Genomic DNA, 11,742 nt, shown 5'->3' with positions numbered 1-11,742 from the left:
ACCTTGCCGTTTCCCGGAGGGCCGGTCGAATCAAAGACGAATTTCCATCAGCCGCATTACGAAGATCGCGAACTGCCGACGGGTTCATCCCGCCCGGCGACTGCACTCGCTTATGAGTGGCTCATCCGTGACTTGAAAGCGGTCGGCTGGCTCGGCGCGACCACCCGGCTCTCGGAGTAAAGGAGCTGACGCTCCAAGGGGGGCAGGGCAGCGCGACGTCGCCCTTGGGGCAGGTACCAAAGGCTGCCAGATCTCGAGCTGACTGCGGGGCGTCATCCTCCTCGATCAGGCGTTTGATCTAGAGGGGTTGAAATGGCGTCTGCTGGCCGGACTGCTTGGAGATTCGTTCTCGCCCGGCTGCGATCAATCGATGTCCGGATCAACGGACTCTTCGAGGAGGCGGGACCCGAGGTCGTCGGCCCACTCCACGGCCCAGGTGCGAAGAGCGGTGATGGTGGCATCGTCGAGGCCGTAGGCGGCGAAGGCTTCGTCATCGGTCCACTCGGCGCCGGTGAGGTTCGCCTGGAGGTCCTCACGCTCGAAGCGGCCGCGGGCGTGGCGACGGCCGAACTCCTCGAGCTCGGAGTTCGTCCAACGCCGGGAGGCAGCGAACACGTCGATCAGATCACGGGGCGCTCCGCGGTCGGCAAGGGCTCGGACCTTGGTCCCGATCACGTCCTCCTCCGCCAGGACGGGCCCGTACGGGCTCTGGGAGACGGGCCGCCAGAAGATCTCCTTGAGGATATCGACTTCACATTCCTGCCCGGTGAGTGGGTCGGTCACGATGAAGCGAGCGGATAGTGGGGCAGTTTCCAGCGCTTGCACTTCCCAGCCCCGGGCATCGAGGCCGCGGCAGAGTGCGGCCGCGATGTCGGCCATCGGCGCCGGGTTCTCGGTGGCGACATCGAGGTCCTGGCTGGGACGGTTCACGAGGCGATGTGCCCTCACGGCATAGCCGCCGGTGAGGACCAAGGGATACGGCGAGCCGAGGGCGATCACATCCGCCAGGAGCCGCCTGTGCAGCTCCGGCATGTCCGTCACGCGGCCGCCCGGGTGTGGGAGGCGAGCTGGGGGAAGGCGTCTTCCCATACGGTGCGCACGGTGCGTCCGACGAGGGCGCGCAGGACGGGCCACAGCTGGAGGAGTAGATCCTGGTTGAGGTAGAGAGGCAGGTCGTCGTGCAGGCCCTCGTGCAGGACGGTGCGGTACAGGCCCATGCGCTGGCGAGGTTTGCTCAGGTCGTACGAAGTCATCCCGGACCAGGCCAGGTGCAGCGGCAGCTCTACGACACCGTGCGTCGGCCCATGCAGCTCGTCCAGCGACTCCGGCAGACGGCGCCGGAACTTCTCCAGGTACAGCGCGAGGTTCTCGGCGTCCGCGTCCGAGAGGTCCCTCGGCGCGGGTGCGGGGTGCTGCGGGCTGGAGGACATGCCTCCATTATGGCGGCCGCAGAAGTGGTGCGGGCCGTGATGTGCGAGCCCGGAGTGAGCAGCGGTGGAGCCTGGCGGTGCACCGGCTGTCGCAGCCCGTTCTCGTCCCTGAGTGGGGGCACGGGGTCAATGTCACTGTCTGTGATTTGGCGCAGGGGCGGCAAGGGCGACCAGCGAGATGTTGAGCGTGAAGGGGGACATGGACGAAGCTGCAGACGCAGGAGCCGTGTCGTCAGTCGATTCTCCCCGGATCCTCCCAGCGTTCGAGAACCTTCAAAAGGCCAGGTCAGAGGCCTTCCGGCGCGAGGGTGAGGAGATCACCCGCATCACTTCTCCCCAGGGGCTCCCCAGAGTCCTAGATGGGCGGTTCGTGTGGGAGGTGCAGGCGCAAACCGTGCGCGCAGCGCGAGTGGGGTCAGTCGCCTCTCATAGCCAGTCCCGCCGCTTGAAAACTACGTACAAGCTGACGCAGACCACCCCCATCAAGCCGACTGCGAAGGGGTATCCGAAGCTCCAGCCCAGCTCGGGCATGGAGTCGAAGTTCATGCCGTAGATGGTTCCCACGAGAGTGGGTGCAAACAAAATTGCCGCCCACGAGGAAATCTTCTTGATCTCCTCGTTCTGCTCGAAGCCCGCCTCCGCCAGGGCCCGCATCTCCGCGTTCTGCTGCTGGGTCACCAGCGTGCCGTTGACCGTCAGGATTTCGGTGAGGGCCTGGCGGAAGCCGTCCACGCGTTCGCTGATGTGGGTGACGTGGTCGGCGACGTCGCGGAGGTAGCGCTGGAGTTCCTCGTCCGTGCCGTACTTCGCGAAGCCCGCCATCAGTCCGTGCAGCATGCCCACCAAAGGGCGGGTCGCGCGCTGGAACTCGACCATTTCGCGGGAGAGTTCGTAGATGCGGCGGGAGACCGCCGGGTCGCCGCCGAAGACCTCCGTCTCGATCTCGTCGATGTCGTTCTGCACGCCGGCCACCACGGGCGCGTACCCGTCGACCACGGCGTCGAGGATCGCGTAGAGCACCGCCTCCGGGCCGAGGGCCAGGAGTTCCGGGGTCTCCTCCATGCGGTGGCGGACCGCCGAGAGGTCCGGGGCCGCGCCGTGGCGGACCGTGATGAGGAAGTCCCGGCCGACGAAGACGTGCAGTTCGCCGAAGTCGACCTCCTCCTGGGCGTCCATGTAGCGCGCCGCGCGCAGTACGACGAAGAGGGTGTCGCCGTAGCGCTCCAGCTTCGGCCGCTGATGGGCCTCCAGCGCGTCCTCGACCGCCAGCTCGTGGAGGTCGAACTCGGCTGCCAGCGAATGCAGTTCCGACTCCGTCGGGCGGTGCAGGCCGATCCAGGCCATGCCCGACGGCTCCTCGCGCAGCTGCCGGTACGTCTCGGCGAGCGAGTCCGGCGAGGAGATCCGGTGGCCGTCGCGGTAGACGGACGCCTGCACGACCGTCTCCCGGTCGCGGTGGACCGGCGCCTGGACGCTCGGCGCGGACGGAACGACCGGCTGGTCCGGCTGGCGCCGCCAGGCGTGCTTCTTCGGCGTCGCCGCAGGGCGCGGACGGCGCTCCGGCATCGTCTGCGTCACCTCCGCCCTGCGCTCGAAACCCTCGGCGCCCTGGTCCACGGCGCCGATGAGCAGGATATCCGCGCCCCACCGGCCCGGCACGGCGGCTACGAGCCCACCGGCCTGGCGCGGCGGGTACGCGCCCATCGCCCGGCACGGCGGCTACGAGCGCCATCGGCTGGCACGGCGCGGGTACGACGCCCACCGGCCCCACCGGCCCCACCGGCCCCACCGGCCCCACCGGCCCGGCACGGCGGCCCCGCGCCCGCCCCGCGCCCGCCCAGCCATCGCGGACCGAATCTGACCGCAACGCTCGATAGCGTGCCGCCATGGCCTTTCAGACGACGAGCCCGGTGCTCTCCCGCCGCGCCCTCAACCGCGCCACTCTCGACCGCCAGCTCCTTCTGCGACGCAGCGCCCTGTCCGCCGAGGACGCCGTCGCCCACCTCGTCGGCCTCCAGGCCCAGAACACCAAGCCGCCCTACTACGCGCTCGCCGCCCGCCTCGACGGCTTCCGGCCCGAGGACCTCGCCACGCTCATGGAGAGCCGCGCGGTCGCCCGGCTCGTCACCATGCGCTCCACCATCCACACCCACACCGCCGAGGACTGCCTCACCCTGCGCCCGCTCATGCAGGCCGGCGGACCCGACCGCGAACTGAAGATGTTCCTCAAGCGGCTCGACGGCGTCGACCTGGACCGTCTCGCCGCGCTCAGCCGCGCCCTCGTCGAGGAGCGGCCCCGCCCGGTGAAGGAACTGCGGCTGTTCCTCCTCCAGGAGTGGCCCGACGCCGACCCCCTCGCCCTCACTGTCGCCGCGCGCTGTCTGCTCCCGCTCGTCCAGGTCACCCCGCGCGGCGTGTGGGGCCGCAGCGGACAGGTCGCGCTCACCACCGCCGAGCAGTGGCTCGGCCGGCCTGTCGCCGTCCCCGCTCCCTCCCCCGACGCGACGGTGCTGCGCTACCTCGCCGCCTTCGGACCCGCCTCGGTCAAGGACATGCAGACCTGGTCCGGGCTGACCCGGCTCCGGGACGCCTTCGAGCGGCTACGGCCCCGGCTCCTGGTCTTCCAAGACGAGAACGGCGTCGAGCTCTTCGACCTGCCCGACGCCCCCCGCCCCGACGGGGACACCCCCGCCCCACCCCGCCTTCTCGCCGAGTTCGACAACCTGCTCCTCTCGCACGCCGACCGGTCCCGTGTCGTACCGGCCGTGTTCAAGGACCGCACCTGGAAGGGGAACCAGGCCTACTGCACCTTCCTCGTCGACGGATTCCTCGCCGGGATCTGGCGGCTGGAGGAGACCAGGGAGGAGTCGGTCCTGACCTTGCAGCCCTTTGACAAGCTCGGTCGCGCACACCGCGACGAGCTGGTGGAGGAAGCCGAGCGGACGCTTGCGGTGCTGGGCACGGCGCCGGTACGGACCGTGCGCTTCGGGACGGTGGCCGGCTGAGCGGCAGACGTTCCTCGGGTGCAGACCACCCCCGTCAAGGGGTAGTGAGATCTGGGCCACCGAATGGACGATGTCCCTGACCGGTCCCGCAACGAGGAGGACACATGTCGGAACGCGGCGCCACGGAGAGGTTCCGGGCGGCCCGGGATTTCCTGCTGGAGCACCGGGAGGACTACGAGACGGCGTACGAGGGCTTCGCCTGGCCCCGTCCGGAGCGCTTCAACTGGGCGCTGGACTGGTTCGACGTCATCGCCCGGGACAACGACCGCACCGCGCTGCACATCGTCGAGGAGGACGGCAGCGAGCTCCGGCGCAGCTTCGCCGAGATGTCCGACCGCTCCCACCGGGTCGCCAACTGGCTGCGCGGGCTCGGGGTGCGGCCCGGCGACCGGATCGTGGTGATGCTCGGCAATCAGGCCGAGCTCTGGGAGACGGCGCTCGCCGCGATGAAACTGGGGGCCGTCGTCATCCCGGCCACCCCGCTGCTCGGCCCCGCCGACCTGCGTGACCGGGTGGAGCGCGGCCGGGCGCGCCATGTGATCGTACGCGCCGAGGACACACCCAAGTTCGCGGAGGTGCCGGGAAATTACACTCCGATCGCCGTCGGCGGGCGGGTTCCCGACTGGATCGCGTACGAGGACGCCTACGGCGCCTGCGCGCCGTTCGTCCCGCACGGTGTCACCCAGGCCGACGACCCGCTGATGCTCTATTTCACCTCGGGCACCACCGCCCGCCCCAAGCTCGTCGAACACACCCATGTCTCGTACCCGGTGGGGCACTTGGCGACGATGTACTGGATCGGCCTGCGACCTGGCGACGTGCATCTCAACATCTCCTCGCCCGGCTGGGCCAAACACGCCTGGTCGAACCTCTTCGCGCCGTGGACCGCCGAGGCGACCGTCTTCATCCACAACTACACCCGCTTCGACCCGGCCCGGCTGATGGCCGAGATGGACCGGCACGGCGTCACCAGTTTCTGCGCCCCGCCGACCGTGTGGCGCATGCTGATCCAGGCCGATCTGACCCAGCTGCGGACGCCCCCGAGGGAGGTCGTCGCCGCCGGCGAGCCGCTCAACCCGGAGGTCATCGAGACCGTGCGGCGCGCCTGGGGGGTGACCGTCCGGGACGGCTTCGGCCAGACCGAGACGGCAGTGCAGATCTCCAACAGCCCAGGTCAGCCGGTCAAGGCTGGCTCCATGGGCCGGCCGAGCCCCGGCTTCCGGGTGGAGCTCGTCGATCCGGTCACGGGGCGGCCGGGGGTACGGGAAGGCGAGATCTGCCTCGATCTGTCGGCCGATCCGGTCGGTCTGATGACCGGCTACCACGGTGACCCGGAGCGTACGGCGGAGGCGATGGCCGGAGGGTACTACCGCACCGGTGACATCGCGTCCCGCGACGACGACGGTTACCTCACCTATGTGGGGCGCTCGGACGACGTGTTCAAGGCCAGTGACTACAAGATCAGCCCCTTCGAGCTGGAGAGCGCGCTGCTGGAACACGAGGCGGTCGCGGAGGCGGCCGTGGTCCCCGCCCCGGACCCGGTGCGGCTCGCCGTGCCGAAGGCGTACGTGGTCCTGGCGGAGGGCTGGGAGCCGGGCCCGGACACGGCGAAGGTGCTGTTCGCGCACTCGCGCGCGGTCCTCGCCCCGTACAAGCGGATCCGGCGGGTCGAATTCGCCGAGCTGCCCAAGACCGTCTCCGGCAAGATCCGCCGGATCGAGCTGCGTGAGCGTACGGAAGCGGGTTCGGGTGCCGAGTACCACGAGGGGGACCTGCGATGAGCCTCTCGTACACCCATGGCACCGGCACCACACCGCTGCTCGGGGACACCATCGGCGGCAACCTCGACCGGGCGATCGAGGCCTGGCCCGAGCGGGAGGCGCTGGTCGACCTGGGCTCCGGGCAGCGCTGGACGTACGCCGAGTTCGGCGCGGCCGTCGCGGAGCTCGCGCGCGGACTGCTCGGCGCCGGCGTCGCCAAGGGGGACCGGGTCGGCATCTGGGCGGTGAACTGCGCCGAGTGGGTGCTGGTGCAATATGCCACCGCACGCATCGGCGCCGTGATGGTCACCGTCAACCCCGCCTACCGCGCCCACGAGCTGGAGTACGTCCTCGGCCAGGCCGGCATCTCGGTCCTCTTCGCCTCCCGGTTCCACAAGACCAGCGACTACCGGGCGATGGTCGAGAGCGTGCGTCCCCGCTGCCCCGGGCTGCGGGCGGTGCACTACATCGGCGATCCCTCCTGGGACACGCTCCTGGACGGCGCCCAGGGCGTCACGGACGAACAACTGGCAGCTCGTGAGGCGGAGTTGTCCTGCGACGACCCGATCAACATCCAGTACACCTCCGGCACCACCGGCTTCCCGAAGGGCGCCACGCTCTCCCACCACAACATCCTCAACAACGGCTACTTCGTGGGGGAGATGATCGGCTACACCGAGGCGGACCGGGTCTGCCTGCCGGTGCCCTTCTATCACTGCTTCGGCATGGTGATGGGAAACCTCGGTGCCACGTCCCACGGCGCCTGCATCGTCATCCCCGCCCCCTCCTTCGACCCGGCGGCCACCTTGCGGGCGGTCGCCGAGGAGCGGTGCACCTCGCTCTACGGCGTGCCGACCATGTTCATCGCCGAACTGAGCCTGCCCGACTTCGCCTCCTACGACCTCTCCTCGCTGCGCACCGGTATCATGGCGGGCTCGCCGTGCCCGGTGGAGGTGATGAAGCGGGTCGTCGCCGAGATGAACATGGCCGAGGTGTCGATCTGTTACGGCATGACCGAGACCTCGCCCGTCTCCACCCAGACCCGCCGCGACGACGACCTGGAGCGCCGCACCGGAACGGTCGGGCGGGTGCTGCCCCATGTCGAGATCAAGGTCGTGAACCCGGTGACGGGTGTGACGGTCGAGCGCGGCGAGGCGGGTGAGCTGTGCACCCGCGGCTATGGGGTGATGCTCGGGTATTGGGACGAGCCCGAGAAGACCGCCGAGGTCGTCGACGCGGGTCGCTGGATGCACACCGGCGACCTCGCGGTGATCCGCGAGGACGGGTACGTCCAGATCGTCGGCCGGATCAAGGACATGATCATCAGGGGCGGGGAGAACGTCTACCCACGCGAGATCGAGGAGTTCCTGTACGGCCACCCCAAGATCGCGGACGTGCAGGTCGTCGGCGTCCCGGACGAGCGCTACGGCGAGGAGATCCTCGCCTGTGTCGTCCCCCGGGACCCGGCCGACGCGCCCACGCTCGACGAGATCACCGCGTACTGCCGCGAACGGCTGGCGCACTACAAGATCCCGCGCCGGGTGGAGATCCTGGACGGCTTCCCCATGACGGTCAGCGGGAAGGTCCGCAAGGTGGAGCTGCGGGAGCGGTACGGGGTCGGCTAGCGGCACCGGGCCCCCTGGCCGGCTCCCGTCCCGTACCCGCCGGGTCCCCGGCGCTCTGCCCGGCCCGTGAGCAGCCGCGGGTCCGGCGGTGCGTGACTAGGCGCCCCGGACGACGAGCTCGTCGGCCGGGCCGTTCACCGGCTGAGGGGTGCCGGTGAGGTCCATGACGAAGAGGGGGATCCCCAGGTCGTCGGCGCGGCAGCGGGCGTCGGGGGTGTATCCGGCCAGGGAGAAGAACACGCTCGCCGAGGAGGCGCTCAGGCCGTTGAGCCAGAGGCATTCGACGGCGCGCAGCGAGGTGTGGCGGGTCGTGGGGTCCACCTGGGCGACCAGGCCGGGGGCGCGCAGATCGATGCCGCTGGTGGAGCGGTCCTCCGGCTGGACGATGTCGCGGTAGCCGAGCCAGCGCAGGTACAGGGCGGCCGCGGTGACCGCGTCACGGGCCGTCCGGATGGTCACCGGGTGGAACGACGGGCGGGCCGGGGCGGCGGTCGGCGGCAGCGGGATGTGGGCGGGCGCGCGCAGGGAGGTCGTCGCCCGGGGAGAGCCCGGGTGGACGTCGGGGGAGTGGCCGGCCGGGGGAGCCGTGGCGCTCACCGGCCGTACCGGGATCCGCAGCACCGCCCCGCAGGCGCAGCCGAGCTCGGGCTGCGGCCACTGATCCAGGCGCCCGCACGCCTCGCAGCGGACCGTCACCCACTCGTCCGTCCAGTTGCGGTGTGTGATCGGCTCCGCAGGCGCTCCCCGGAGCACTGGCGGGACGATCGGCGCCCCGCACCGGCACGGGAAGGCCGGTGGCGCGTACGCGTGCGTCCGACGGCATTCCGGACAGCGCACCGGCACGTCGTTCTCTCCCACTGGGTCCCCCTTCGTCCGTCCCCATGGTCTCCCAAGGCGGCTCCATGAGGGAGGGAGTTTGGCCATCCCCTTGCCGGCCTCTGCACGGCGTCCCTTGACGACCGTTGCGGAGCCCACTTACATTGCTTCCGTATAGCAGAACAATACTTCCGCATTACGGAAACGAGCCGCCGACGCCCTTCCAGGGCGGATCAGAGCTCGTCTCCGCCCGGCCGAAGCAGGAGCACTCCATGCCTCGTATGACCGCCGCCGCAGCGGCCGTTGAGATCCTCAAGCGCGAAGGCGTCACCGACGCGTTCGGCGTGCCCGGCGCGGCGATCAACCCCTTCTACCGCGAGCTCAAGAACGTCGGCGGTATCAGCCACACCCTCGCCCGCCACGTCGAGGGCGCCTCCCACATGGCCGAGGGCTACACCCGCGCCAAGGCCGGCAACATCGGTGTCTGCATCGGTACCTCCGGCCCGGCCGGCACCGACATGATCACCGGGCTCTACTCTGCGATCGCCGACTCGATCCCGATCCTGTGCATCACCGGCCAGGCCCCGGTCTCGAAGCTCCACAAGGAGGACTTCCAGGCCGTCGACATCGCCTCGATCGCCAAGCCGGTCACCAAGGCCGCCACCACGATCCTGGAGGCCGCGCAGGTCCCCGGCGTCTTCCAGCAGGCCTTCCACCTGATGCGCTCCGGCCGTCCCGGCCCGGTCCTCATCGACCTGCCGATCGACGTCCAGCTGACCGAGATCGAGTTCGACCCGGAGACGTACGAGCCGCTGCCGGTCTACAAGCCGCAGGCCACCCGCGCGCAGGCCGAGAAGGCCCTGAGCTTCCTGCTGGAGTCCGAGCGCCCGCTGATCGTCGCCGGTGGCGGCATCATCAACGCCGACGCCTCCGACCTGCTGGTGGAGTTCGCCGAGCTGACCAACATCCCGGTCATCTCGACCCTGATGGGCTGGGGCACCATCCCGGACGACCACGCGCTGGCCGCCGGCATGGTCGGTGTGCAGACCGCCCACCGCTACGGCAACGCGACCTTCCTCGAGTCCGACTTCGTCCTCGGCATCGGCAACCGCTGGGCCAACCGCCACACCGGTTACAACATGGAGGCGTACACCAAGGGCCGGAAGTTCGTCCACGTCGACATCGAGCCCACCCAGATCGGCAAGATCTTCGCGCCGGACTACGGCATCGCCTCCGATGCCAAGGTCGCGCTGGAGCTCTTCATCGAGATCGCCAAGGAGCTCAAGGCTTCAGGAAAGCTGCCGGACTTCTCCGCGTGGGCGGCCTCGGCGCAGGAGCGCAAGGCCACCCTGCAGCGCCGTACGCACTTCGACAACATCCCGCTCAAGCCGCAGCGGGTGTACGAGGAGATGAACAAGGCCTTCGGCCCGGAGACGCGCTACGTCACCACCATCGGCCTGTCCCAGATCGCCGCGGCGCAGTTCCTGCACGTCTACAAGCCGCGCCACTGGATCAACTGCGGCCAGGCCGGCCCGCTCGGCTGGACCATCCCGGCCGCGATCGGCGCCGCGGTGGCTGACCGGGATACCCCGATCGTCGCCCTCTCCGGCGACTACGACTTCCAGTTCATGATCGAGGAGCTGGCGGTCGCCGCGCAGCACAAGGTCCCGTACGTCCACGTGCTGGTCAACAACGCGTACCTGGGCCTGATCCGTCAGGCGCAGGGCAACCTGGGCATCAACTTCGAGGTCAACCTCGAGTTCGAGAACATCAACACCCCGGAGATCGGCGTCTACGGCGTCGACCACGTCAAGGTCGCCGAGGGCCTGGGTGTGAAGGCGATCCGCGTCACCGACCCGAACGAGCTGGGCGCCGCCTTCGAGCAGGCCAAGAAGCTCGCCGTGGAGCACCAGGTCCCGGTCGTCGTCGAGGCCATCCTGGAACGCATCACCAACATCGCGATGAGCAAGACGGTCGACATGAGCGACGTCACCGAGTTCGAGGAGCTCGCCACGGAGCCGGGCCACGCCCCGACGGCGATCAAGCCCCTCACGGTCTGAGACCGGCTCGTGCCAAGGCTTCCGGCCGGGACGCCCTGACATCCGAACGGCCGGATCCAAGGCCCCTCTCCCCGTAGCACCCGGGGAGAGGGGCCTTTCACATGTTCCGCGACGTCACATGCCGTCCTCGCGGTACGCCCGGTCCAGCGCGGCACGGCTGTACGGGCGTACGGCGGACCGGCCCGGGTACCGCGGCGGCCGGGTCCAGCCGAGGCCGAGACCGGCCAGCACCCGCAGCGAGTCCCAGGGCAGGCGGACGCCGGCCTCCTCGGCCAGCCGCAGCGCGGTGTAGTACGCGGCGGTGGCGCCGACGACGCCACCGCCGCACCCGACCCCCGCGGCGCGGGCGAGGGCCCAGCCGGCGAGGAGGGGGACGAGGGTCCGCAGCAGGGACGGCAGGACGGTCACCGGGTGTCCCTTCAGGCGGTCCAGCGCAGGCCGCGCAGGACGCGGTGGGTGAGGGTCACCGGCTGGTCGGCGCGGAGTTCGAGCCTGAGCTGGACCCCGGCGGGCAGCGTGCCGGGGCGGGTGAGGGTGAGGTCGAGGCGGCCGTCGGGGCCGATGGTCCCCGCGTCCATCGGCAGGTCGAGGGAGGCCCGGCCGGTGACCAGGACCGTGTCCTGGAAGCGGCCGGAGACGCGGGTGCCGGGGGCGCCGGTGACGGTGGCGTACACGGTCACCGTGTACGCGCACGGTCCCTGGACGAGCGCGGTGTCGGCGGCCATCTTGACGAGGGTCCAGCGGCCGGCCGGGAGGGCGGGTCCGCCCGCGACGGACTCGCGGAGCTCGGTGGGCATCTCGGTTTCCTCCTGGGGGTGTTCGGGCGCGGTGCCGACGGGTCGCCTGGCGCCCGCGCGGACCCAGGCGTGCAGCGGACCGCCGGGGCAGCTGGTGGGATAACCGTCCTTGTGGCCGCCGAGCCACGGTCCGGCCGCACCTTCGCGGCGGCAGTGGTCGATGGCGTCGCGCAGTCCGTGCAGCTGGGCGTCGGTGGGCTCGGTCAGACCCGAGGAGCCGACGAGGGCGCAGACCGCGTAATCCTGTTC

The 11,742-nt window shown here is 70.2% G+C and carries 9 protein-coding genes and 1 pseudogene; 4 read left to right on the top strand and 6 right to left on the bottom strand.

Annotated elements, in window-relative coordinates; translation table 11 throughout:
- Positions 1-363: 363 nt before the first annotated feature.
- From IEZ01_RS03825 to IEZ01_RS03815, 3 genes are all read right to left on the bottom strand, one after another.
- Positions 364-1,032 carry a nucleotidyl transferase AbiEii/AbiGii toxin family protein gene (locus IEZ01_RS03825; RefSeq protein ID WP_189199881.1) on the bottom strand — a complete coding sequence of 223 codons (669 nt, stop codon included), beginning with the start codon at positions 1,030-1,032 and terminating at the stop codon, positions 364-366.
- A 5-nt stretch (positions 1,033-1,037) separates the two neighbouring features.
- The gene (locus IEZ01_RS03820; protein WP_189199879.1) at positions 1,038-1,430 is read right to left on the bottom strand and encodes a hypothetical protein; all 393 of its coding nucleotides are present in this window, start codon (positions 1,428-1,430) and stop codon (positions 1,038-1,040) included.
- A gap of 426 nt (positions 1,431-1,856) precedes the next feature.
- Entirely contained in the window at positions 1,857-2,996 is a 1,140-nt protein-coding gene (locus tag IEZ01_RS03815; protein ID WP_189200201.1) for a magnesium and cobalt transport protein CorA, read from the bottom strand.
- A 320-nt stretch (positions 2,997-3,316) separates the two neighbouring features.
- On the opposite strand from IEZ01_RS03815, the gene IEZ01_RS03810 reads away from it, so the two are divergent.
- The 3 genes from IEZ01_RS03810 to IEZ01_RS03800 all read left to right on the top strand — a co-directional run bounded on the left by IEZ01_RS03810 (position 3,317) and on the right by IEZ01_RS03800 (position 7,820).
- Entirely contained in the window at positions 3,317-4,435 is a 1,119-nt protein-coding gene (locus IEZ01_RS03810) for a winged helix DNA-binding domain-containing protein (protein ID WP_189199877.1), read from the top strand.
- Positions 4,436-4,539: 104 nt separating this feature from the next.
- Positions 4,540-6,216 (top strand): AMP-binding protein, encoded by a 1,677-nt coding sequence (locus tag IEZ01_RS03805; RefSeq protein ID WP_019890351.1) that lies wholly within the window; start codon positions 4,540-4,542, stop codon positions 6,214-6,216.
- On the top strand, positions 6,213-7,820 hold the full coding sequence (locus IEZ01_RS03800; protein ID WP_019890352.1) for an AMP-binding protein: 1,608 nt from the start codon (positions 6,213-6,215) through the stop codon (positions 7,818-7,820). The genes IEZ01_RS03805 and IEZ01_RS03800 overlap by 4 nt, the downstream gene beginning before the upstream one ends.
- A 96-nt stretch (positions 7,821-7,916) precedes the next feature.
- Here the strand turns inward: IEZ01_RS03800 and IEZ01_RS03795 are convergent, their stop codons facing one another.
- Positions 7,917-8,663, bottom strand: coding sequence for a hypothetical protein (locus IEZ01_RS03795; protein ID WP_040875728.1), 747 nt, complete (start codon positions 8,661-8,663; stop codon positions 7,917-7,919).
- A 245-nt stretch (positions 8,664-8,908) separates the two neighbouring features.
- Between IEZ01_RS03795 and gcl the strand changes: the two genes are divergently transcribed.
- Positions 8,909-10,696: a glyoxylate carboligase gene (gcl, locus tag IEZ01_RS03790; protein WP_189199875.1), complete on the top strand. Its 1,788-nt coding sequence runs from the start codon at positions 8,909-8,911 to the stop codon at positions 10,694-10,696.
- A 114-nt stretch (positions 10,697-10,810) separates the two neighbouring features.
- On the opposite strand, the gene IEZ01_RS03785 is transcribed toward gcl, so the two are convergent.
- Both IEZ01_RS03785 and IEZ01_RS34650 read right to left on the bottom strand, forming a co-directional pair.
- Positions 10,811-11,104, bottom strand: coding sequence for a hypothetical protein (locus IEZ01_RS03785; RefSeq protein ID WP_019890355.1), 294 nt, complete (start codon positions 11,102-11,104; stop codon positions 10,811-10,813).
- An 11-nt stretch (positions 11,105-11,115) separates the two neighbouring features.
- Positions 11,116-11,742, bottom strand: a pseudogene (locus IEZ01_RS34650) (hypothetical protein); the annotation flags it as partial.

Origin of the sequence: Streptomyces purpureus (assembly GCF_014648195.1) — a bacterium.
Classification (GTDB): Bacteria; Actinomycetota; Actinomycetes; order Streptomycetales; family Streptomycetaceae; genus Streptomyces; species Streptomyces purpureus.
The sequence above is the reverse complement of the archived record's forward strand: the minus strand, read 5'-3'. Positions and strand labels throughout refer to the sequence as shown.